Raw genomic sequence first — 24198 nt, forward strand, 5'->3', positions numbered from 1 at the left:
CACCTTAATTACTTGTGCGATAGCGGAATTGTCCTTTCTTAAAAACCATTCCAAAGCCACCAATCCCAAACAACCACCTATTTTCGATAGTATTTTTCATAAAAGCTGCCAATTCACCCTTCACACTTCTCCCATACACCACACCCACACCATCTGTATGTCCAATAGAACAAACCGTTCCACGATGCACAAACTTAAAAGGGGGGAGAGCCGATTGCTGATTCAATATCCTGCAAAGAGATTCACCAACATAGTCTCCCATTTGTGCGGAAAGTTGAGCAGTTGGTGCATGAATAACATCTTTTGAGGTAGCAAAGGCACAATCCCCAACAACGAAGATATTTTCAAATTCATTGCAACGTAATTCCGCTGTAACAGCAATTCTACCTCTTTTATTAGGAATGCTACTATGCTCAACAATATCACTCCCTTTTACTCCAGCACCCCATAAAACCGTATTGGCTTCAATGATCTTTTCCTCTCCGCTAATGTCAATTCTCACACCATTAGGTAAACATTCTTTCACATTACCACCACAAATAAACTCTACACCCAACGCTTCCATTTTTTCTTTTGCAATTTGACTTAATTTTGGAGAAAAAACAGGTAAAATTTGCTCAGATCGTCCGATACAAATCACCTTAGGCAGACTCGGGTCAATACCACAAATTAAACATAACTCTTTCAATTCTGTTGCCATTTCGGCTGCAAATTCAATACCCGTAAATCCCGTCCCACAGACAACAACACGCAAATCCAATTCATTTTTTGTATGCACAAACTCCTTAAATTTATGCTCAATATTTGCAGATAACTTTAATGCAGCATTTAGTGATGAAAGTTTATAGGCGTATTCATTGACACCGGGAATACCAAAATTATCAGGCTTAAACCCTAAAGCAATAACCAAATAATCATACTCATAAATCCCACCATTACCATAAACTTGACAACTTTCAGGAGAAATTTTCGTAATTTTATCTTTAATGAATCGAACTTTTTGAGGATCAAGAACCTTCCGGAAAAAAATTCTCGCCTTTCTAGCCCCAAGCGTCCCCACCGCAACTTTATGGAGAAGTGTTGTTTGATAATGATAGTCGTGTTTGCTAATTAAAGTAACTTCTGCTTGCTGATACTTAAGCATTTTTTGGAGAGTGATTGCGACTCTAAGCCCACCATAACCACCACCAATAATCAAAATGCGAGGGGGTTTTATCTCTGCCATCAAAAACTCCTTTTAAAAATGGGCATATTCTACCACACTTTGCTTTCAGCCAGACTGAATCTTTAATATTTACTTGAATGAGTGTTTAGAAATGAATCAAAAAGTGGTTTTATTACTCACACAGAGAAACAGAATATTACAAGAAATAAATTCAAGTTATTTTTTAACATTTTTATGTAAATATTATTTTAAAGTAGTATTTACATAATATTCTTCAAAAATACTTTGTGGGCGTGGTGGTGTGTTTGTTCTTTCAAAGATTTATTCACAAAATATATTATAGAACTATTCATTGATGAAATTTAAACAAGATATACCGCATAATACCTCTACAAGACTTAAAAGGATTTTTACCCCCCCCTTTTTTCCTAATCGATAAATACTCCTATATTTTTACTTAAATATCTACCAATTTTTTTGTTTCTTATCCAACTTCATAAATATACATTAAAATTTATATTATTATATTTTAATATAAAAATTTTTTTAAAATTCTTAATACAAAATATACAATGTGGTATATAAATATTATAATAATATTTTATAATTTATATAACTTTTTTATTCCATTTCTTTTGACAACATTTTGTGATGACATATTGTTATCTCTCATTATAGAATAAACCTTATTTACTTTTAACTCTTCAAAAGAATATTTCTTACATGCTATAGCAGATTCTATTGCATATCCATTATGCCAATATTTTTTGTTGAATGAAATCCTATTTCAAGTAATTCATTATTAACTATATCTTGAATTGTAAGCCCTGCTTGGACTATAAAAGTATTATCTTCTTTTAGTATAACAGCCCATAAACCAAAATTATGTTTTTTATCTATAACTTCATAGTCAGAAAAAGCATGCTCATAGGCATACATAGCCTCTTCATTTGAAGTATATTACATAAATCATCATAATCATCTGTTATTAATTCTCTTAAAATTAATCTATCAGTTTCAATTATATTCATACTAATAAATGCCTATTAATACTATTTATCAAGAGTTATTAATACCCCTCCAGGTTTACTACCATTTTCACTATCCTGCTATTCCCTGTCTTTCCATAATTTTAACTATGCTAGCCACTCTATTATACCCAATTTCTACCTATGTTGTAAAAATACTTGCCTTACACCAGCTCTAACTACAAGTTTCGCTACATCTCCCCATAAATCTTCAAAGCTTTAATCTTTAGTGTGTAATTTCGACAAGAACTATAGCCTCTTTCATTAAAATCATTGATTTATTTATTGTTAAATTTTTTTATTTATAGATATTTCTAAACAAATAAACTTGTTATTTGATATGACTTTGTGTATAATTTCGCTAATAATAATTTTAGATTAAGGATATGCAATGAAATTTCCTTTGTTGTCATTAGCTCTATGCAGTTTTGTTTTTGCGGATTATCGTTATTTTGAGCAACACACCCCAAAAGTTGGTTTTTTTCAGCAAAATGAGGCAATTCAACGTCATTATGAAGCGATTAAATTACCGCCACAGCAACCTGTTCAACCCATTATCCAACCTCAAAGCACACCCCAAAACCAACAAGTTTATGTTGCACCGAGCAATATGCAATACATTCAACCCCAAATGCAGATGCCACAACCCCCACAAGCAACCCAACCTTATCCAACAACAAGTGCACCTGTGCAGGTTTTTGTTCAAAATTGTTGTCAAAATCAACAACAGCAAAATCAGGAAACACAGCAACAATAATTTGCCTATTATTACTTCAAACTCTATCGCTTGATTATCTTGCAATCTAAAAGTCTACCTTGCAACAATAAATATTCTTTGGAGTGCAAGGTAGCCTAAAATGGAGTTTTTGTAATGCTATTTATATTTTATTTTGTGCACTTTTATTATTTTTTACTTTGGATGACACCATCCCATTTCCACCCATTAAAACACCTACTTGTGCACCAATAAAATCAACAGCTTTTAATAGTGTATCTTGGCTTAAGTGTGCATATCTCTGTGTTGTTTTTAATTGTGTGTGTCCTAAAATTTTTTGCACTTCATATAAACTTTTTCCACCATTCACCAAAAAACTAGCGAAAGAATGGCGTAAATCGTGAATTCTAACATCAGAAAGCCCTGCAACTTGCCTTGCACTATTCCAACTATAATAAATATTTCTAAATGGACGCTTTGTTTTGCTATTCAAAAATAAATAATTTCCCTCTCTAGGTAGAGAACGCAATAACTCCATTGCTTCAAATGACAAAGGAACATAACGAACTTTTTTTGTTTTATTGCGTTCTATCCTCCATTCGCGATTCTCAAAGTTAATATCTTCCCATTTTGCCCTTAATACTTCACCTCTCCGTGCACCTGTCAATAATAAAAAATATATAATAAAGAATAATTTTTTATTGTTTGATTTTCTAAGTGCAATATAAAGTTTCTTAGTTTCCTTAATTGTCAAAAACCTTTCTTTTGCATTATCAGGTTTCAATAGCGGTATTGTTGCTGTTGGATTCTTGCTCAAATGAGGAATATTCCATTTTAAGGCAAGATTAAAAATATATCGCAATAAAATCAAAAGCCTATCTGTTGAGGCAGGGGCATGATTTAGGCTATGAGAAGCAAGTAAGGCAACAATCTCGGAAGGCATAATAAGTTGCATAGGACGTTGATTAAAAAGGGGTAAAATATGATTTCTTAATAAAGATTCATCTGTCTTATAAGAACGTTTATGCTGTTTAATATAAGGATAATATATGGTATGTACAAACTCTCCAAAGAGAATTTCAGGCTGAGAATCTCTTTGGCAATAAGGATCTCGCCCCAATGCTAAATTTTTTCTTGCTTGAGAGGCAATTTGACGGACAGAACATAAAGAAATTTCTGAGAATCTTCCTAATCGTTTTTGACGTGTTTTGTGTGCAAAATCCTGGTAGCGAAAATAATATGTTTTACCTTTTTTACGAACTTCTAGCATTAATCCACGTATTTCTGTATCAAAAAAATCTATTTTTCTTTTGCTTTCTGGTGGCGTTAAACTTGCTAACAACTTCTCATCAAAGTGAATTTTTGGCATTCAAAACTTTCAAGACAAGCAATTATCTTTCAGAGAAGTGTTGGGCTGGGTTTCCCAAAATAAAAGCCTTGAGAGTAATCAATACCCATTTCACAAATAATCTGATATATCCTATCAGAATGCACAAACTCTGCAACACTCTTTACACCAATCCCTTTAGCAAACTTTGCAATAGAATCCACAATTTTATAACTACGTTCATCGGTATCAATATTCTTTACAAAAGAACCATCAATTTTAATATAATCTGCTTTCATATCAATTAAGCGTCCAAAGTTAGAGTTTGCGGCTCCAAAATCATCAATGGCAATCTTAAATCCCTTACCGTGAAGCTCATTAATATGTTCAAGTACCTTATCTTTAATTGAGTCAATATCTTCCAAAACTTCTAACAGAACGCGACTGGGGTGAATTCCATAACGTTCACAGCGATTTAAAAGATAATTAACAATCTGTCTATCTCGCAAACCCTCTTCAGAAATATTAATAGAAAATTCTAAATCTAAATCCTTAAAAAAAGAAAAACTTTTATTAATAACCGACATTGAAATATTATTCATTAAACCAGATTCCTTTGCCACACCTAAAAAAATATCGGGCCTAACCACAGAACCATCATGATTCAGCAAACGCACAAGTGTTTCATACTTCTCAACTTTCTGCGTAACATTATTAACGATAGGTTGATAAAAAGGAACGATTCGGTTATTTTTTAACGCCAGATGAATAGCCTTCATCCAATGAATATTCCTCTGTTGCATTGCAAAAAATTCCTCATCACTTTGCTCCAAAACACATATCTTTGTATTAGTCCTTTTTGCTTCCTCCACCGCACTATAAGCCTTTGGTAGCAACGCCTTCCCTTTACCACAAACAATACCACTAATAAATTCTACATCAATCTCATGCCCATCAACAATAAAATCATGCTCCAAACGTAATACATCAAGAGAAGAGACAAAATCATAAACTTCCTGCTGACTTGCCTCAAAAAATAAAATCACAAATGTGTCTGAATCAACCACAAAAACACGCGTCCCGCGCGGACGATAATCGCTTAAAAAATCTTGAATCTGTGCAATCAGAGAATCTATAGATTCTAATGCTGAAATCAAACGACAACGCATAATAGTTGGAACTTGCAAAAGAGCTAAAATATACTCCTGTTTACCATGTAGACACTCATTCAAAGAGCTTCTCTCTGCAAAAAAATCATTTTCTCCTAAAAATGAATTTGAGAATTTACTAATTTCCGTTAAAATGTTGGATGCGTGTGTTGGACATTTTTTAATCTGTGCATATCGCAAATCCTGTGGAAATTCAAATTCAAGCTGAGAAATAATCAAAAATTTTGCCTGCATATTAATGCTATGAATAATACGAATCGTATCAAATAAATCATCATCAATCGGTAATTCCCAAAATAAGACAATATCACAAAACTCTTTTTCTATAAATTCAAGTGCGGCTTTTAGGTGAGGTACATTGATTGTTTCACAAAAAGTAAAAAATTCCTCAAAAGATGGGATATTATTCTTAGCTGCGATATTAAGAATTTTAAGAATTTTATTTGAAGCCATCTACTGCCCCTGAAACAACATATTCCCGAGTTGTTTATTTGCCTCTTCTAAAATTTTATTTGCATTACGCGTGTGGTCGCTCGTGCTAGAATCTGGGGCATTCGGCGTAGAAACGCTAGGTGCAGTTGGTTTAGAGGAAGGGTTTGTGGGTGTATTCGCTGGTCTGTATACATTAATAGAGCCATCACTATTTGGTACTGCACCATTAGGCATACGCACAAATAAATCATTATAATTCTCACCCCCTCGCTTATGACGCACATAAACTTCACCCGTCTGATTATTATAAATATAGGTATCAGTCTGGTCGGCAAACATTACCCATTGTGCATTTGAAAAACTTGACAAACAGAATAAAATAAAAATTACCTTCCACATTTAAACTCCTTATAAAATTTTTTCTAGTTGTTCCTTAACTTGTAAAATTCCTTTTTGCTTTGCATAAAAACTATTGGAGTTCGCAACCAAATAAGCACTAGAATGCAAAATAACCTCATCAATTTTAAGATGATTCTGTGCCATTGTTTCACCCGTCTCAACAATATCCACAATAACATCACTCAAACCCACTAAGGGTGCTAACTCAATCGAGCCATAAAGTTTAATTGTTTCCACCGCAATGGCTTTGGATGCAAAATAACTTTTTGTAATATTAACCATTTTTGTAGCGACCTTAACGATAGGTTTTTGTGTATAAGGCTGTGCATTCTCCAAAGAACCAACAACAACGCGACATTTTCCTAAGCCCAAATCCAAAAGTCGCATAACATTTGAAGAACTTTCTTCCAAAACATCTAAACCCACAACGCCCAAATCTGCTGCCTGATGCTCCACATAAGCAGGAACATCTTGATTTCTCACCAATAAAAAGCGAATATTATCTTGATGAAGAATAAGTTTTCTATTCTCAAATTCTACTCTTTGTTGCAAAATTTTCTCAAAAAGCTCCAGTGTCTGTGTCGCAATCCGACCTTTTGGTAAGGCAATTGTTAAAATCTGTTGTACACTCAAGAAAATCCTTTATTGCGTGAATAATCAATACTAATACCACGTTCTGATACCTCTGTAATTGCACGCATCATACCTTTAAACACTAAGGAATCATCATGAATTGCATCAGGAAAAAAACGTGCCAAAAATTTACCATCTCCGCCAGTAAAATATAATTTTTTATTTTTTGCACTTCCCTCAATCATTAGTAAAATTGACTTCAAGGCTCCATAACTCACAGCATCACGCGTATTTTGCGGAATAGCATTCAACTCAATGGTAAGATTCAAGTTTGTTTCAAGTGCAGAAGAAATTGCACGATACATCTTGCTATAGGTCGCCAATCCGGGCAAAATAAATCCACCTAAATGAATATCGCATTGCATCACATCAACTGTGATAGCACTACCCGCATCGACAATTACTCCATCACCAATACCCAAACAGGCTGCAATTCTATCCGCACCAAGCCCCTTGTATGCAGTATTTAACATCATATAGGGAGAAAGATTAATTGCCTCTGGAAAAATTTCTAATAATTTCTTTGTGCTTTTTGGATTCACGCTAATATAGTACAAAGGCAAAAGCACCTCATCTCTCTCCAGTTTTTCAGGTTGTACTTTCCATACTTTTCCACTATAATAAAAATGAAAATAACTATTCCCAGCATCACACAAAACCACTTTTCTACCTCTAATTAATTTTGATATACGATTGCCCAAAATACAAAGCTTTTTTTGCTCCAAAAACGGGTAAATCAATTCCACCAGGAATCTTATATGTTCGGAATTCTACAAAATCAGGATTCAATGCAATCAAATAACCTCGTTTTTCTAAAATATAAATATCAGTGCCAAAATTAACTCCTAGAAAATGGGCAAATGGGAATTTAATACGTTTTTTAATATTCAAATCAAAATCGCTCAAAAGCACTTCACCTTCGGCAGTAAAGAGATAAATACGGTCACTCAATACAAGAATCTGACGCAAATTCACATCATAGGTATTAACAAACTCTGGACTAACCGTAATCATACGACTCTTTGTTGCAGCAATAAGACGATTATTATATAAATCTAAAAAAGAAACATTATTAAAATTCTCATCATTACCTACAGGAATTTTTCTTACAATCTTATAGTTGCGTTTATCCACAATCATTAAAGCACCATCAAGTAAGGGAAAAACAATCAAATCACGCGTAAATACTGGACTTGCGGTAATGCTTGTAAAGGTCATCACACTACTCTCTTTCTGTGAAAATAAAGTCTGCCGATTCTTAATATTTTGAATAATTAATGTATTATCCGCCAAAACAAGAGCTAATAAATCTTTGTCTAATGTTGCTGCAAGAGGTCTGTGTTCATAAGAAGCAGAAAAAAGCTCATTTTGTTGTGTATCAAAAATAACAAGATTAGCTTGAGTACTCTTTTTTCCTTCTTCGCACACAGCAATACTAAGATCATCTTTTTGATTTAAAAAAGAACATTGTTTAGGAAGAATGGGGAACTCTAAAATCCCATCAGCAGTCAAAATCTGTCCAGATTCCAGAGTAATACCGTTTCTATTCGCTGTTTTCAAAGCTGACGAGATTCTTAAAGGCTCAATTTCTCCCTCTGTTATTTCAGGAGTATAATACTGCCTAGAATTGCACGCGACAAAGAAAATTGCTGTAAAGCATAAAAAAATGATACGAAATTTATGATTCATCGCCTTGCCCCTGTGGTGCAATTTCAATTCCCTCCAGCCCTTCTTTTTGTTGATTTACTTCTGAACTCTGTAAATCCGTATTTTGAGTTACCTCCATCTGAATTACACCATAATGTTTTAATGCTTGAGCAATACTATATACACCAGAAGTCTGTGGAATTTGTAAAAGAATTTGGTGTGCTTCCTGAATACGATTTTCCTCTAGTAACAAATACGCTTTTTGCAACATTGCTGCATACTTAAACGAAGGCTCTAAATTTTCTCGCTTAAGCAATACATCAAAGCCACTAATGTCGCCCTTTAAACTACTTTCCTCATAGGCAGAAAAGGCAGCAATAAAACCATCCTTAGAATTTGAAAGTTGTTTAAGATCCTCTTGATTATGTGTTTTTAAGGCTGTCGAAAGCAATAAAAAATCATAAAGCGTTGAACCCGTTTCTTGAAGTGCCAACCATTTTTTTCCACCTTGTTGCTCCTTCAACGCCTCACTATAAAGCATAAATGAGTCAAACCTCTTCTCTTCTTGATACCAAGACATTAAACGATAACCCAAAAAAGAACAAACCGCTACAACAATAATCAAAATAAAAATATTTTTGTAACGTTTATACCAGCTTTCAGCTCGAATCAAGCCTTCTAAGAATTTTTCTTCTGTAGAAATCTCTTCTTTAATGTAGTTAATATTCTCTTTTAAGCTCATTTTTTTCCTTTCTTAGAATCAAATTTCTATCGCCCTGTACTTCCAAAACCACCCTCTCTCTGTGTTTGGCTTAATTCTTCCACCTCAATGCAATCAGCCTGATATACTGCACAAAGCACGGCTTGTGCGATTCTATCTCCTATTTTCACAACATAGGGTAAAACAGAATGATTCATTAAAATTACCTTTAATTCTCCACGATAATCGCTATCCACTGTGCCGGGTGAATTCAAAACACTAAGGCCATGTTGTAGCGCTAAACCACTTCTAGAACGTACCTGAATCTCATAGCCACTAGGAATCTCCACCGCTAAACCCGTACGAATCAGTTGCCATTTTAATGGAGAAATTTCTAATTCTTCAATCGAAACTAAATCAAAACCTGAAGAACCTTGTGTTTGGTAGCGAGGAATTACAGCAAGGGGATGAAGTTTCTTGAACGCAAGTTTCATCGCACTCTATCCAAATTGTATATCTTGATAAAAAACACGCAATACTTCATAATCTACCTCACCGTTAGGGAGCTTTACGCTCACCTCATCACCTTCTTTTTTTCCATTAAAAGCTTTTGCCAAGGGGGAATGAAACGAAATAAGCCCTGCATCTGGTTTTGCTTCCATACTACCCACAATTGTGTAAGTCAACTGCTTATCTGTATCAATATCCAACAATTCAAATGTAGAACCAAAGCCAATTTTTTCATGCTTTAATTCTGACGGATCAACAACCTGCACACGTGCAAGTAGCTCACTCAATTCTTTAATTCTTGCCTCAATAAAAGCCTGTTTCTCCTTTGCTGCGTGATATTCAGCATTCTCTTTCAAATCACCATGCCCACGTGCAATATCAATCTCTTTTACAATGTTTGGACGTTCATTTTCTTTGAGATTCTTTAATTCACTCACAATTTTTTCATAACCAAACGCCGTCATAGGCTCTTTTTGCATAACGCTCCCTTAAAACCAATATTTTTTGTTATCATAGCTTAAAGCATTTTAAAATGGCTTTAAATTTTTTGTATCCATTCCGCCACATTTTGAGCACTACCATGTTGTAAATATTTTCGCAAAAGATTCGCCCCTTCCAAAAACTCTTCTAAAGAAGATTCCCTAAAAGACTTCAATAAATTCTCCTCACTTAAATCATCCTGTAATAGCTCATGATGTAAATTTCCCCTACCCATTTTTTCAAAAAAGATATTCGCTAACCCTACATTAGGGAGTCGCATCAAACGACGTGCAATAAAATAATCTAAAGATTTTGCACGATAACCAAGCACAAAAGGTGTTCCAAGCAAAGCTGCCTCAAGCGTTGCTGTTCCACTGCAGATAAAGGCAAACGCACTATCTTGTAAAGTTTCTTGTGCAGAATTTGAAAGAATAAACCCGTCTGTATCTCCATAAATCTCAGCGATATCTTGCTGTGAAAACAAGGGCGGTATCACTAAATGTGTTTCATAACCTTCTATACGCAATTTTTGAGCAACACAAGAAAAAGTAGGAAAGATACGACAAATTTCACTCCGTCGACTACCCGGCATAAAAGTGATTTTATGGCTCTGCTTTTGTGCTTGGACGGGAGGGATAACATCAAGTAAGGGATGCCCAACAAACTCAGCCTTATGTTGATAATAGTTGACCTCGAAAGGGAGAATCGCTGCTAAACGATCACAATACTTTTCAATACTCTTTGCACGATATTTTTTCCATGCCCAAACCTGCGGTAAAATATAATAAATAATTTCACACTTATAACCCCTTTGCTTAATTTTTTTAGCTAAAGGAATATGGAAAGATGAAGAATCCATTATTAATACTTTATCAACTTCCTGTGCTAACGATACCATCTGATTTTGTGCATTCATAAAAAAGGGAAGCTGCTTTAAAACATCACTAAAACCCATTACAGAGAATTGCGATGGGCTAAAAATAGGAGTGCATTGATAGGTTTGTGCAATTTCTGCATCAAAAATGCCTAAAAGCTCTACATCTCTCAAGTAGCGTAAAAGCCACCTAAGATGAAAATTAGAACTCGGCTCTAAAGCACTCACTAAGAGTTTCAATTAAAAACCTCGCCCACTTTCTTGAATCCAGATGGCGTAATAATCCGCATTTCGTTATTCATGGAATGTGGGCTTAATACTTCTTTAGCATTCTCTATATTTTGCTGCTCCTCATCTTTTTGTTCTTGGAATAATTGTTCACTTTCTAAACTTTGAAAATCCCCACTTTTTTCCTTTTTAAAGCTACTCGCCTCGACAGGTTCCCCCAAAGATGAAATACTATCCTCTATATCTTGATTACTCTGCTCTTGTGGTGTTTGTTTATTTAATTCTTCCTCCACAGACTCTTTTTGCATTAATTCTTCCTTGCATTCCACATTTTGTTCACCACCAGCTTGCAAATGTCGCATTTCCTCTTGTGCAAACAAAGAGCTACGATAGTTATTAAAATGCCCCTCCCCCTTCAAAGCATAAAGTTCACTCTTAAGCTCACGTACTTCAATACTCAATTCTCCCTTTTCAATCTCTAATTCAATTGTTTTTGCTTGTAATTTTTCAATTTCCTCTAAAAGCTCTTTTTCATTGCGACTCTCACCACTCTTAATAGAAACAATCGTTTGCTCATAATAATTTTTTGCTGGTTGAGCTTTAATAATTTTTCCACCCCTTCCCATCACCTCAACTTGTCTAAGCGGAATTGCTTCATAAATACCTGATTCAGCCGCACTCTCCAACAAAGTATCACGGCGATCTTTAATCGCTTTTAACGCATTTTGACGCACAATATATTCAGCCTTCAAACGTTCCACATCTCGTTGCAAATCCTTGACTTCTTGCCTTAATTGAACAGCCTGTTCCTCAATGTGTGCATTTTCAATGTGTAATTCTCGCAAATATTGTTCACGCTCTTCAAAATTCTGCTTACTAGCTTTCTCTTGCCTATCGATAGCTTTAAAGCTTTCTTCTAAGGCTTCTACCTGCTCTGTCAAAGTATCTACAAGCTCCATTTTCATATTGTATTCTTGGTTAAGCTTTTCACACGCCTCAATCAACTGTGCATGTTCTTTTTCAAATCGCTTACGTTCTTCTTCAAAAATTTCAACAATTTGCCACTTCTCTTTAATGCTTGATTCCTGTTCCATAAACCGCATTAAAATCTTATCTCTACCTTGCATTCTCTATCCTTAAGACTCTTCTTTTTGCAACTCTACTGAAAGTAGCAACATATCCTGTCCTTCAATAATCTTAACCTCCCTCGACCCACAAAAACCACAAACTCCATATTCCAGTCCATGCGGATAAGATTCTTGCCGACAACATATACAACTTAATTTTACCCTAATATTCCTTATTTCTAGCCCACTTTTCTCACAGACACTTCCCACTTTATAATTCTCAAATGCGGATTCAAACAAATGCGGATTTACACCGCAACGTTCTCCTAACCCAACGACAACATTTGACACAAAATCAGCTTGATGAATAAAAACTTGTTCCTCACATAGCTCCATTAATGAAGCAACAATTGAATATTCGTGCATAAAAATCCTTAGCAAATTCGTGGTAAAATTTCACCACTCGGATATTCCAAAAAACGCTTTCCACCACCCTTTTCAACAATAATTACCTCGCCTAAATGTTGTGATTTTTGAACTTCACCAATAATTTGTGCATCCTTTGCTCCAGCTCCCCTAAGCATCTCTACAACTTGTTTTGCATCTTCTGCCGCAACACCTACAACAGCTGCACCTTCATTTGCAAATTCTAATAATTCCAAAGCACCCAAAAAAGATACAATTCCCAATGCTTCTTGTGCATAAGCAATTTTCTCCCGTTCAATTAGAATGCTCACTTTAGATGAAATTGCCCATTCATTCAAGACTGCTGCAATTCCACCCCTTGTCGCATCTCTTAAACAACGCAATTGTAGGGTTTCATTCATAAAAAGTGGGGCAAAAAAAGGATAGAGTTGCTGACAATCACTCTTTAATGAACTTTGCAATGCAATTTCTTCACGCAAAGCATAAATTAATGCTCCATGACTTCCCGCTTCACCCGTAAAAATAATTTTATCTGTCGGTTGAAGGTTTTTGGCTGAAAGGTTTTTGTATTGAATTTCTCCGAAAGCTGTTGTCGTAATAAAAATCCTATCAAGACTACCCTTATTAAGCACTTTTGTATCACCAGAAAGAATTTTAACACCAGCACTTCTAAGTTCCACCGCCATTGATTTTAAAATTCTCTCTAAATCTTTCTTCAAAAATCCCTCTTCAATCAAAAAACAACAAGTTAAATACTGCGGTTTTGCACCCATCATAACAACATCATTCAAACTTCCACAAACACTTAATTTTCCAATATCTCCGCCCGGAAAAAATAAAGGAGAAATAGTAAAACCATCGCTACTAACTGCTAGATTCTCTTTTGCCTGAATGATACCGCCATCTTCACCCATAAACAACAAAAATTCACCCAAATATTTCGAAAAAACTTCATTTAAAAGCTTTTGGCTTTCAACCCCTCCGCTTCCCTCTGCTAAAGAAATTCTTTGCATGATTCCTCCTTGAATGGCTTTGCATTATTGAGTAAAGCCGTGATAAATTGATTTTTCATTTTTCTCCATTCTTTTACATCACAAACAAGAATAATTCTCTTCTTAGCACGACTCACCGCAACATTCAGAGCTGATAAAGCCCTTAAATTGCGCGAATCAGTCAAGTGGTAATGACATAAAACAGGAGAGAAAATAATAGTATCAAACTCTAAGCCTTGAGATTTATGAATCGTAAAAATTCTTTCTAAACCCCTTAAATGTGTGCAGGTAGAATATAACAATTTTTGTTGTTGTCGGAAAGGTGTAATAATGCCAAAATCCTGCATCTTTAAAGATTGGGTTAATACAGCAATAGATTGTGCTTCATTTAAAGAAGAATATTCCCTATCCTTGATAACATTTGTTCCGCTATCAATATAGAAAATTTCTGTAGCCTCTTGCAAACCATGCAAGTTTGCATGGTAGATAAAGTGGTCTAAAATTTGTGTCAAATTCTCCCCATATCGGTAGCTACGCGTCAAAACACTTAAATTAATTTGCTCAAAAGTGGGTTCAAAAGCTGGATTCTTTAGCATAGCTTCACCATTCTTAAAAAAATCCTCACAATAAAGGCTAGAAAGGCTGAATAGTTGCAATAAATGCCCATTTTCTAGTTGTCGCATATCACTAGAATTGGCTTCACAAACTGGATTCAGCTGTTTATGGTCACCCAACAATGTCAAAGGAGCATCATAATAAGCAAGGCTTAAGGATTTAATTAAGGGGACAGACGCTGCTTCATCAAGAAAAATATGGTCGATTTTTCCTAAACTCTCATAACGACGTATAAAACCATCAAGTGTCAAGGCAATAACTTTAGCCTCTTGCAAACGCTGTTTAATAGTTTTAGAAAATTCGAATGTAAATAAATTTTGCTCAAATTTTTTTGTAAGCATACCTGGATCGCACACTTCCCCATATTGCAAGAAAAAATTTTGGGTAGGGGTACCTAAACGCAACACAAATTCTAAGGGTATTTTTTGTTCTGCCAACATTGGTAAAATAGCATATAAAATTTGTTCTAATGCAGTATTTGTCGGTGCTAAAATTAGAGTTCTTTTTTCTTTACTTAAAAGAAACTTTAAAGCTTCAAACAAAACACCCTTTGTTTTTCCACTACCCGGTAACCCCCAAATATAGGAGATTGGGGATTGCAACAAATTTTTTAAAGCAGTATTTTGCTCCTGACTTAGTCTAGAAACTTCTTGAAAATTATATTCGCTTTGTAAGCTAAAAATTGCCTCCAGACGTTCAGAATCAAACAACGAAGGTAAATTATCTGCATGTTTTTGAAAAAATTTCTCCACATTCATCACCAAGAACTTTAAGTCGGAATAAAGTACAATCGTATGATTAAGAATCTGCTCTTTTATTTCAGAATCAGTAAAAATTTCTAATTTCTTTTCTTTTTCATCGAAACTTTTTACTCCCAAAATCTCACCATCAATTGGGTAGAATTTATCGCCGATTTGTAACACCAAAGCTTCTGCAAAAAGATACTTTGTCTGCAAAAATAAATCCACACCATCAAGATTGGATTGTTTTTTTACCACGGGCAATGCCTCTAAACCGCGTTGATTCTCCTCTAAGAATACATAATACAAAGAAGCAGCATCAACTAATCGCTCATACAAAGCAACAGATTCTGACATTTAAGCCCTTTTCAGGGCATAGCGATAATAAGCACTACAAGCCCCTTCGCTACTTACCATACAACTCCCTATAGGATTAGAGGGAACACAAACATTTCCAAATAATTTACATTCAAAGGGTTTTTTCATTCCCCGTAAAATCTCACCACAAATACAAGATTTATGTTCTTTAGTAATAATATTTTGTAAAATAGGGGCAAAATACCTCTGTGCATCATAATGTGAAAATTCTTCGCGTAAAGTCCAAGAAGAATCTGCAATAATACCTAATCCACGCCACTCAAAGTCATCTTTTACGAAATATTGATGGATGAGTTGCTGCGCTTTGATGTTTCCACAAACACTCACACATCGATGATATTGATTCTCAACTTTTGCAATATTTTTTTGTTTTTGCTCCACTACCCTTAAAATAGATTCAAGCATATCGACAGGTTCAAAACCAGCAATAACAATGGGAATTTGAAATTTTTCTACTAATGGATAATAAATTTTTTCACCCGTTATTACACTCACATGAGAGGGTGCAAGGAGAGCGTTAATACGATGATTTGGAGCATCAAGAATCGCATTTAATGGTTCCACAACCGTAATGTGATTAATAAAAAATAAAAGATTTTGAATTTTGTATTCTTGCGTTCTTTTTAATAATGCCGCCGTCATTGGTGTTGTCGTCTCAAAACCAATTGCAAAAAATACTACCTTAGAATGCGGGTTCTCTTGTGCAATTTTTAAAGCCTCAAGGGGTGAGTATACAGCCTTAACATTTGCACCTGCTGAACGTATATCTGCAAGACTTCCCAAAGTTCCGGGTACTCGAATCATATCACCCAAAGTAACAAGAATCACATCTTTTTGTTGTGCAATAATTCCTGCAGCATCAATCCGACTTCTAGGCATAATGCAAACCGGACAACCGGGTCCATGAATGAATTCAATCTGTGGTGGCAACAAGTCCAACAAAGCATAACGCATAAGCGTGTGCGTGTGTCCGCCACAAACCTCCATAATGCGTAACGGTTCTGATAATGTCAATGCTTTTTGTGTAATTACTTTAGCAAGAGTAGCAATCGTTTTAGCATCACTGAATGGTTGTAATATCTCTATATTATTCACATCTCTTCCTCTTCTTTGAGAGATTCTAAAATTTGCTCATAAACTTCCAGCGAAAGCTTTGCACTCTCTTCATCAATTTTGCTCATCACAAAACCCACATGCAAGAGAACATAATCACCAACTTCAACTGACTCTTGCATTAAGTCCAAACTCGCCTCTCGTTGTACTCCCAATGTCTCTAAACAGGCTACATTCATTTCTGAGTCAATCGAAATTACCTTAGAAGGTATGGCTAGACACATATCCTTGCTCCTTTTTTGAAATAAGATATTGGTAAAATGTTTGTAAAGTTTCTTGCTGGTTTTTACTAATAAGAAATAGTGGAATATCAGCTTTCAGCTGTCGTAAATCATCTTGAACGCGTGAAACTTCAAAAGAAAAATGGGGCATCAAATCCGCCTTTGTAATTAAAACAACATCAGCACATAAAAACATTGTTGGGTATTTCAAAACCTTGTCATCACCCTCACAAACAGATAATGCAACAATATTCATATGTGCAGCTACATCATAGCTTGCCGGGCAAACCAAATTACCTACATTTTCAATAAACAAGAATTGTGTTTGCGGTGTAATACTTGATTGGAGCTTTAAGAAACTCTCTCTCACCATTGCTGCCTCTAAATGGCATGCATCACCAGTGCTGATTTGTATAGCTTGAATTCCTGCTGCCCAAAGCCTTTGAGTATCACGATTAGTTTGTAAATCACCTTCAATCACGCAAAAATTTGAATCAATCTTTGCTAAAGATTCCAAAAGTGTCGTTTTACCACTGCCTGGAGAACTCATTAGGTTCACAACAAATAGACCAAATTGTTTAAAATGCTCCCTTAGCTTCTGTGCTTCTTTATCATTCTTTGATAAAATTGAAGTTTTCATATTAACTTGCATTTATACCTCTTTATTATGGTAGTCTTTAACTAATATGACATATCCTATCTACTATAAAAAGCAATTGAGTTGCTCATAATCACTTAAAGTTGTAATCCCCTTCAACCCGCAAACACGACATCGAACATTGCGTTTAATTTTTATATTACGAAACTTCATCGTCTTAGCGTCGTAACTTAGAAAACGGCCATACAGAGGCTCTCCAATGCCTGTAATTATTTTCAAAACTTCAGCCGCTTGTATAGAGCCAAGCATCCCAGCAACAGCACCTAAAATACCGGCTGAAGCACAAGTCGGTATCGTATTTTGTGGTGGAGGGCGGTCAAAGATACAAGCATAACAAGCACTTTCCTTAGGTTTAATGCTCATCGTCTGCCCACCAAAGCGTAAAATTCCGCCATGAGAAAAGGGTTTATTTGCAAGAACACAAGCATCGTTAATCAAGAATTTTGTTGCAAAATTATCTGTTCCATCAACAATAACATCATACCCTGAAACAATCTCCAAGATATTTGTAGCATTCAAGAAAGTTTGATAAGTCTCTACTTCAACTTCAGGATTAACAGCCAAAATCTTATTGCGTGCAGATTCAACTTTTGGGATACCGATATCAATCATTGAATGTATAATTTGACGCTGCAAATTACTTAAATCAACAGAATCTCCATCGACTAAGCCCATTTTTCCAACACCTGCTGCAGCTAAATAAAGTGCAACTGGTGACCCAAGCCCACCCAGCCCAATCACTAATACTTTCGCGTTATAAATCTTCTCTTGTCCACTTAAGCCAATATCATCTAAAAGAACTTGACGCGAATAACGTTCCATTTGTTCTTCTGTCCATTCTAGCTCTCTCATAGTGCTTCCTCGCTCCATTCTAATAGTTTTTTATAAAGCTGTACGCCAACACGCGTCGCATTATATTTAGTATTTTCATAAGGTCCTCTTTTGCCATACACTGAACTCAAACGCAGTGCTAAAACCGGCTGCACCTTGCAATTTTGCAAAGAAAATTCAAGCCCCATTACAGAACCGCTACTTGAATGCTGAATATCCACAACGGCTCTTGCAGTATTCAAAGCAGACTCATCTAGGCGATAAAACTTTGAAAGCTCCTTGACAAGACTATTATAAACCACTAATCGGTATTGCTCATCGTTGATATCCATCACGAATTTCAAAGTTGGCTTAGGAGAATTCTTCTGTAAAATTTCCTCATAACTGGAGGGTTGCAATTGCTGATGGTCTAATACATCTAAAACTATATTAATTCGCTCTAATTCTTGCAAACCCATTTTGAGTTGCGTCATCTCTCTTACATTTAAATCTGAACAAGCGACTTGATTCAAATATTGCAACTTCTTAATTTGTGCATCATGTTGTTGTACATACTCTTTAACTAACATATCCTTAGAAATTTCTGCACGTACATAATATGCACCACGATGATACTCCGTCTTAGAATATTGCACCTCTTTTAGCTGAATTCGCGGAACAGAAATAGAAACCGAATTGTATGCGGTATCTTCTATTAAATCATTATGTTGTCTCGTTAAAAGCTGATAACGAGATTGCAAAGATAGCTGTAATTGGGAACTCAAATCATTTAAAGCAGCCACTTTCGCATCTTTATCATTCTTTGCACTGCCATACCCATACAATTTATCCGTATTTTGAATATGCTCAAAATACCACAGAGGTGGTGCATCACTACTTACACAAGCAGCAAAAAAACTCACCAAAATCCCACAAAGGATAAAACCGATAGACTTCATTACCAACTCACTGATGCATTAGAACCTACTTTGATAATATTAACCTCATCATCCCACAATACAATACCTTTATGAATATCTGTCAAAGTGAGTAAAAAATAATAATCAACGCGTTGCTTAGAACCTACTTTAGTGTTTCTTTGTACAATTTCTCCAGATAAAGAGAGACTCGGTGCCTGAAGTGTACCTTTTTCTGCAACACTGTAAGCATCAAATTCTTCATTATCTCTTAAGGAACGCGAACGACTAATCATACGATCTGTTGTCCCCCCACTTCCAGCAATTGCCATTGTCAGAATAAACTTCCCACTATTACGCATATCGCGAACAACTTTACGCGTAAGCTGTTCAGTATTGATTCTTTGCATTGTGTCATTCTTAACATCAGAAATAGCTAAAACCTTAGGTTTTCCCGAAAGATTCTGTACATAAGCACTATTCAACAAAGAATTAACGCTTTGAGAAGCCGCTACCTCTAAGTCATGGTAATCAAGCCCCATGCTGGAATATTCTTTGGAGTTCTGCAAATCCACATATTCAGGTTGCGTACTACAACCACCAATCAATAAGGCTACTGTTAGAAATATGATGAATACCTTCATTTCATTTCCCCTTTTAAAAGCTGAAAGTAAACTCCAGCATTTGTTACCCGTAAGTATAATATATTGTCTTGATTATTGCATAGTATGATTGCATCTTGATGGGCTTTTTTTACTTTTGTTGTTACAATTTTACTCATTTTATGTGAATCATCTCCACAGAATTGAAAATTAATTTTAAATAATGAATGTCCATCACCCAATATTGCAATATCTTTTTGCTGATTTTTTACACGTGTAGCAAGAATACGATAGGGAGTTGTAAGAGAAATTCTAACATCAGCCCCTGTCGCCATTATAGAATATAATCCTCCAAATAACACTCCGGCATCACCAAATTGTTTAGCAAGTTCCGCTTGCATATACATTTTTAGAATCGCCCCAGCTAATGCCCGTGCCAACACAAAAGGAAGTTGTTCTTGATATTCTCTAGCAATAACGCTATCCATATTTGCGATTTCTTCAAAACTCGCCCCATGCCCTAATCTGTATTGCGAAAAAACCGATGAACCTGCTGTCAAAACAGGTAAAGCGACAGAGACATTCAAGACTTTATCGCTTACCAAATATGCTGGAAATGAGAATATCTTTTCCTGTTTGTATGCTCCATGACCCTCTTCAATCAAAATCCAAGTATGAGAAGAATTTACCCTCATTTGACGTTTTTTTAAAATAGCCACATCTTCATTGATAAGCGATGCCTTATTAATAGCGTAAGATTCTTTAAATAAATCCAAAGCTTTAGAATAATCATTCTCTAACATAAAAAATAAACCAGAGATATAGCTAACAGATGGATTAATAAAACTATGATAAGCTTTGAACGCGGATAGATTAGAATATTCATTTTCCAAAAATTGGCTTGAAGAATTTGCTGTTAAATCAACCATACCTCTGGGTTGATTCGCATCTGTCGTTTTCTGATTAAAATCTTTTTCTTGCTGACTAATTGCCTTTGTAATATCTTTACTAAAATAATCCTTAGCGCGTCTCTGCCTATCATTTGCACGATTAAATTCCACTCTTGCTATAGCAAAATCCTTCCGACTCATAGCAGCTAAAGCCTTATAATAATTCAGTAAAACACCTTCATAAATATAACCACGGTATGGTAGAATATTATCATTTACCGCAGCTGAAGATAAAGTATCAAAAACTCCAGACAACAAGCCTTCAGATTCATACTTACTAAACTGCACTTCAGCTACATTCAACAAAGAATCGCTATCGTCTTTCCCTAATTGAAAAGCACTAATACCTGCTTGCATATTCCATAATAAATCACTTTTTTCACCCTGATTTGCAGCAAAGGAATAAGCTTGCTCTATTTTTCCACCATAGTAATTTTTTGCAAAAGATTGCATATCCGAACGATGAGAGCAACCAACAAGAAAAAACAACAGAAATAATAATGGTAAAAATATTTGACTCAAATTACATCCATTCAATCAATCTTGTAACTTCCGCCGCTTCAAAACAACGAATCGATAATGGTGCTTGCGGCTTTTTAGGTAAAATTGCTCGTTCAAATCCTTGAGAAATAGCTTCTTTTAGGCGAATATCTAAGTTATGCACCTCGCGAATATCTCCAATCAAACTTACCTCACCCAAAAAAATTGTTTTTGTATTCAAGGGACGATTCTTAAAGCTCGACAAAATTGCAGCAATAACCGCTAAATCCGCACTTGGCTCATTAATTTTAATCCCTCCTGCAATATTCACAAAAACATCATAGCGATTTAAAGGAATCTCTAGCTTCCTCTCTAAAAGAGCTAAAAGCATATTTAAACGATTTGCATCAAAACCTGTAGAACTGCGTTTAGGCATTCCAAATGCACATTCACTGACTAGAGACTGCACCTCCAAAATCAATGCTCGGCTACCCTCCAATATTGCCGTAATAGCACTTCCAGGAGATTCTATACGGCTTTCAAAAAAAACTCTTTGTGCATTTTTAGCACTCATTAACCCTGAATGCCCCATCTCAAAAATACCCACCTCACTCACATTTCCAAAACGATTTTTAAAGCTACGCAATATCCGTAATTCACGACTAGGATCACCCTCAAAATAAAGCACAACATCAACCATATGTTCTAAAATTCTAGGACCAGCAATAGAACCTTCCTTTGTAATATGCCCGATAATGAATGTCGCAATATTATGTTCTTTTGCTAAACGCATTAAAGCAAAAGTTACTTCACGCACTTGAGAAACACTGCCCGGTGCGGAACTAATATTCTCACTAAAGAGCGTTTGAATCGAATCAATAACGAGTAATTCAAAATCACCCTTTTTAATGTGTGTTAGAATCGCTTCAAGGTTAATTTCATCTAACAAATACAAATGGGAAGTGGACACACCCAAACGTTCCGCCCTTAATGCAATTTGTCCTAAACTCTCCTCCCCGCTCACATACAAGATTTTTTTACCTATCTTTGCCAAACCGCCTGCCATCTTCAAAAGCAAAGTGGACTTACCCACACCAGGGGATCCACCAACAAGATAAAGCCCACCACTAACAATTCCACCACCAAGCACAATATCAAGCTCACTTTCAAGGGAGCTATAATATTCAATTTGTTCTTCCTTTACATCAACAATACTGATTGGAAAACGATTAAGTTGGTGATGGCTTTGTTGTAATATCTTTTGATCCCTTGCATTCAATTCCACAACACTATCCCAGCTATTGCACTGCGGACATTTTCCGCTCCATTTATGGGAAGTCGCACCACAATGTTGACATTCAAAAAGTGTTTTTACTTTTTTTGTCATTATGAATCCGCAAACAAGCCATCAAGCAAGGAATTAATATATTCCTCTTGCACAAAAGGCACCAAGTCCTGCGCCTTCTCTCCTACCCCCACAAATAAAATAGGCACTCTCAATTCTTTCATAATACTAATCAATGCCCCCCCTTTACTTGTCCCATCAAGCTTTGTAACAATCACGCCATCAATACCCAAAGCCTCCTCAAAAACCTTTGCTTGTGCAATTGCGGAGCTTCCTTGAGTGCCATCAATAATAAGAATTTTTTGGTGTGGTGCACCCTTTAACGCCTTGTCACAAATTCTCGCAATTTTAACCAACTCATTTTTTAAATTTGTCTGATTATGCAAACGTCCAGCCGTATCAATTAAAATTTCATCAACATTCTTTGCTAAACCAGAAGTAATAGCATCAAAAGCTACAGCTGATGGGTCATGCCCTTGCTGACTGTAAACAATAGGAACTTCTAACTTCTTTGCCCACAAACTTAACTGCTCAATCGCTGCTGCTCTGAAAGTATCACCAGCCCCCAGTAGGACACTTTTACCTTCTTGCTTGAATCTCTGCGTAAGCTTTGCGATTGTAGTTGTTTTGCCCGCTCCATTCACACCCATAATTAACCGCACACATGGTTTAGCCTGAATCTCTTTTGCCACAACACGGTCATAAAAACTTTCTCCACGAAATAGGTTTAAAAGGGCAACTTCAAGCTCATTACGCGAAACCTCATCACTCAAATGTTCGAGGATTAACTCAACAAGTTCATACTCAATATCACTTGCAATAAGCAACTCTTCTAAAACTTCCTTATGGATTTTAACAGAACGTTTTGGTGCAATTTCATTGAGTTTTTCAAGAGTTTTAGCTAAACCTTTTTTAAATATTCCAAGCATTAAGATTCCTTTGCAGTATCTGACTCAAGATTTTCTTCCTCTAGCAATTCTTCATCAGATGTTTCCTTTATATTTTCAGGCTCTCCTAATTCCCCATTTTGTTGCAAAACTTTACGAATATCAAATTCAAGCATTTCTTGTGGGATTGCTCCAATATAATGTTGCACATATTCATTTTTCATATCAAATAAAACTAAAAAAGGTATATCTGCATCTTTATCAATATAATTTTTCAATATTAGATTTTGTGCCGAATTTGCAACTTCAAAATTGATATTATAAAGTTGCAAAAAATTCTCTAATTCTTCTTGCTTAACCCCATCATCAAGCATAACACCTATCACTTCAAGATGGTTTTTGTATTGCTCCTGTATATCAACGAGATGGGGTACAATTGCACGACAAGATTCACAATCTATACGAAAAAAAACAAGCAATTTTAATCCTTGTATTTTTCCAAAACTCCATTGTCTATCACCTAAATGTTCAATATCCAGCTGCCCACTATTAGCAAATTTTAGCTGAAAAGTTGGCTGTTTGTCCTCTTTTGCTGCTTCAGTATTTGTTTTTTGTTGCTCATCTTGCGAACAACCCACCCAAATAAGCAAACAACAAATTAGCATAAAAATGACTTTTTTCATTCTAATC

At 35.5% G+C, this 24198-nt stretch carries 28 protein-coding genes; 1 reads left to right on the forward strand and 27 read right to left on the reverse strand.

Annotated features, from left to right (window positions below; all coding sequences use genetic code 11):
* Window positions 1-4 precede the first annotated feature (4 nt).
* The 3 genes from CCZ01_RS01720 to CCZ01_RS10735 all read right to left on the reverse strand — a co-directional run bounded on the left by CCZ01_RS01720 (window position 5) and on the right by CCZ01_RS10735 (window position 2104).
* Window positions 5-1225, reverse strand: coding sequence for an NAD(P)/FAD-dependent oxidoreductase (locus CCZ01_RS01720; protein WP_112051505.1), 1221 nt, complete (start codon window positions 1223-1225; stop codon window positions 5-7).
* Window positions 1226-1766: 541 nt separating this feature from the next.
* Window positions 1767-1946: a GNAT family N-acetyltransferase gene (locus CCZ01_RS10985; RefSeq protein WP_220106529.1), complete on the reverse strand. Its 180-nt coding sequence runs from the start codon at window positions 1944-1946 to the stop codon at window positions 1767-1769.
* Window positions 1904-2104 carry a hypothetical protein gene (locus CCZ01_RS10735; protein WP_220106525.1) on the reverse strand — a complete coding sequence of 67 codons (201 nt, stop codon included), beginning with the start codon at window positions 2102-2104 and terminating at the stop codon, window positions 1904-1906. The genes CCZ01_RS10985 and CCZ01_RS10735 overlap by 43 nt, the downstream gene beginning before the upstream one ends.
* 480 nt (window positions 2105-2584) lie before the next feature.
* Between CCZ01_RS10735 and CCZ01_RS01730 the strand changes: the two genes are divergently transcribed.
* A complete protein-coding gene (locus CCZ01_RS01730; protein WP_112051506.1) occupies window positions 2585-2950 on the forward strand; it encodes a hypothetical protein in 366 nt (121 codons plus the stop codon).
* 121 nt (window positions 2951-3071) lie between these two features.
* Here the strand turns inward: CCZ01_RS01730 and CCZ01_RS01735 are convergent, their stop codons facing one another.
* Genes CCZ01_RS01735 through CCZ01_RS01850 form a run of 24 tightly spaced genes read right to left on the reverse strand, consistent with a single transcriptional unit; the run spans window position 3072 to window position 24191 of the window.
* Window positions 3072-4277 carry a site-specific integrase gene (locus CCZ01_RS01735; RefSeq protein ID WP_112051507.1) on the reverse strand — a complete coding sequence of 402 codons (1206 nt, stop codon included), beginning with the start codon at window positions 4275-4277 and terminating at the stop codon, window positions 3072-3074.
* 29 nt (window positions 4278-4306) lie between these two features.
* Entirely contained in the window at window positions 4307-5857 is a 1551-nt protein-coding gene (locus CCZ01_RS01740) for an EAL domain-containing protein (RefSeq protein WP_112051508.1), read from the reverse strand.
* Window positions 5858-6235 carry a hypothetical protein gene (locus tag CCZ01_RS01745; protein WP_112051509.1) on the reverse strand — a complete coding sequence of 126 codons (378 nt, stop codon included), beginning with the start codon at window positions 6233-6235 and terminating at the stop codon, window positions 5858-5860.
* Between the two features lie 9 nt (window positions 6236-6244).
* Complete coding sequence (gene hisG / locus CCZ01_RS01750; protein ID WP_112051545.1) at window positions 6245-6853, reverse strand: ATP phosphoribosyltransferase; 609 nt, start codon at window positions 6851-6853, stop codon at window positions 6245-6247.
* A gap of 11 nt (window positions 6854-6864) precedes the next feature.
* Window positions 6865-7530 (reverse strand): type III pantothenate kinase, encoded by a 666-nt coding sequence (locus tag CCZ01_RS01755; RefSeq protein ID WP_112051510.1) that lies wholly within the window; start codon window positions 7528-7530, stop codon window positions 6865-6867.
* A 10-nt stretch (window positions 7531-7540) separates the two neighbouring features.
* Window positions 7541-8557: a hypothetical protein gene (locus CCZ01_RS01760; protein WP_112051511.1), complete on the reverse strand. Its 1017-nt coding sequence runs from the start codon at window positions 8555-8557 to the stop codon at window positions 7541-7543.
* Complete coding sequence (locus CCZ01_RS01765; protein ID WP_112051512.1) at window positions 8547-9257, reverse strand: YfgM family protein; 711 nt, start codon at window positions 9255-9257, stop codon at window positions 8547-8549. The genes CCZ01_RS01760 and CCZ01_RS01765 overlap by 11 nt, the downstream gene beginning before the upstream one ends.
* 26 nt (window positions 9258-9283) lie before the next feature.
* Window positions 9284-9709: a dUTP diphosphatase gene (gene dut / locus CCZ01_RS01770; protein WP_112051513.1), complete on the reverse strand. Its 426-nt coding sequence runs from the start codon at window positions 9707-9709 to the stop codon at window positions 9284-9286.
* Between the two features lie 6 nt (window positions 9710-9715).
* Entirely contained in the window at window positions 9716-10204 is a 489-nt protein-coding gene (gene greA / locus CCZ01_RS01775; RefSeq protein WP_112051514.1) for a transcription elongation factor GreA, read from the reverse strand.
* 59 nt (window positions 10205-10263) lie between these two features.
* Window positions 10264-11319: a lipid-A-disaccharide synthase gene (lpxB, locus tag CCZ01_RS01780; RefSeq protein WP_112051515.1), complete on the reverse strand. Its 1056-nt coding sequence runs from the start codon at window positions 11317-11319 to the stop codon at window positions 10264-10266.
* Window positions 11316-12434 (reverse strand): hypothetical protein, encoded by a 1119-nt coding sequence (locus CCZ01_RS01785; protein ID WP_112051516.1) that lies wholly within the window; start codon window positions 12432-12434, stop codon window positions 11316-11318. Before CCZ01_RS01785 ends, lpxB begins: the two co-directional genes overlap by 4 nt.
* A gap of 9 nt (window positions 12435-12443) precedes the next feature.
* A complete protein-coding gene (gene hypA / locus CCZ01_RS01790) occupies window positions 12444-12800 on the reverse strand; it encodes a hydrogenase/urease nickel incorporation protein HypA (RefSeq protein WP_112051517.1) in 357 nt (118 codons plus the stop codon).
* An 8-nt stretch (window positions 12801-12808) separates the two neighbouring features.
* Window positions 12809-13813, reverse strand: coding sequence for a hydrogenase expression/formation protein HypE (gene hypE, locus CCZ01_RS01795; protein ID WP_112051518.1), 1005 nt, complete (start codon window positions 13811-13813; stop codon window positions 12809-12811).
* Entirely contained in the window at window positions 13795-15504 is a 1710-nt protein-coding gene (locus CCZ01_RS01800) for an AAA domain-containing protein (protein WP_112051519.1), read from the reverse strand. The genes hypE and CCZ01_RS01800 overlap by 19 nt, the downstream gene beginning before the upstream one ends.
* On the reverse strand, window positions 15505-16611 hold the full coding sequence (hypD, locus tag CCZ01_RS01805; RefSeq protein ID WP_112051546.1) for a hydrogenase formation protein HypD: 1107 nt from the start codon (window positions 16609-16611) through the stop codon (window positions 15505-15507).
* A gap of 5 nt (window positions 16612-16616) precedes the next feature.
* Window positions 16617-16862, reverse strand: coding sequence for a HypC/HybG/HupF family hydrogenase formation chaperone (locus CCZ01_RS01810; protein WP_112051520.1), 246 nt, complete (start codon window positions 16860-16862; stop codon window positions 16617-16619).
* Window positions 16840-17511, reverse strand: coding sequence for a hydrogenase nickel incorporation protein HypB (hypB, locus tag CCZ01_RS01815; RefSeq protein WP_112051521.1), 672 nt, complete (start codon window positions 17509-17511; stop codon window positions 16840-16842). Before hypB ends, CCZ01_RS01810 begins: the two co-directional genes overlap by 23 nt.
* Window positions 17512-17562: 51 nt before the next feature.
* A complete protein-coding gene (locus tag CCZ01_RS01820) occupies window positions 17563-18369 on the reverse strand; it encodes a HesA/MoeB/ThiF family protein (protein ID WP_112051522.1) in 807 nt (268 codons plus the stop codon).
* Complete coding sequence (locus CCZ01_RS01825; RefSeq protein ID WP_112051523.1) at window positions 18366-19286, reverse strand: LPP20 family lipoprotein; 921 nt, start codon at window positions 19284-19286, stop codon at window positions 18366-18368. The genes CCZ01_RS01820 and CCZ01_RS01825 overlap by 4 nt, the downstream gene beginning before the upstream one ends.
* Window positions 19286-19888, reverse strand: a complete 603-nt coding sequence (gene lpoB / locus CCZ01_RS01830) for a penicillin-binding protein activator LpoB (RefSeq protein WP_112051524.1) — start codon at window positions 19886-19888, stop codon at window positions 19286-19288. The genes CCZ01_RS01825 and lpoB overlap by 1 nt, the downstream gene beginning before the upstream one ends.
* Window positions 19885-21318, reverse strand: coding sequence for a hypothetical protein (locus CCZ01_RS01835; RefSeq protein ID WP_112051525.1), 1434 nt, complete (start codon window positions 21316-21318; stop codon window positions 19885-19887). Before CCZ01_RS01835 ends, lpoB begins: the two co-directional genes overlap by 4 nt.
* 1 nt (window position 21319) lies before the next feature.
* Window positions 21320-22663, reverse strand: a complete 1344-nt coding sequence (gene radA, locus CCZ01_RS01840; RefSeq protein ID WP_112051526.1) for a DNA repair protein RadA — start codon at window positions 22661-22663, stop codon at window positions 21320-21322.
* Window positions 22663-23550 carry a signal recognition particle-docking protein FtsY gene (gene ftsY / locus CCZ01_RS01845; protein ID WP_112051527.1) on the reverse strand — a complete coding sequence of 296 codons (888 nt, stop codon included), beginning with the start codon at window positions 23548-23550 and terminating at the stop codon, window positions 22663-22665. The genes radA and ftsY overlap by 1 nt, the downstream gene beginning before the upstream one ends.
* The gene (locus CCZ01_RS01850; protein WP_112051528.1) at window positions 23550-24191 is read right to left on the reverse strand and encodes a TlpA family protein disulfide reductase; all 642 of its coding nucleotides are present in this window, start codon (window positions 24189-24191) and stop codon (window positions 23550-23552) included. Before CCZ01_RS01850 ends, ftsY begins: the two co-directional genes overlap by 1 nt.
* Window positions 24192-24198 lie beyond the last annotated feature (7 nt).

The organism is Helicobacter monodelphidis, from assembly GCF_003288845.1.
In the GTDB taxonomy this organism is placed as follows: domain Bacteria; phylum Campylobacterota; class Campylobacteria; order Campylobacterales; family Helicobacteraceae; genus NHYN01.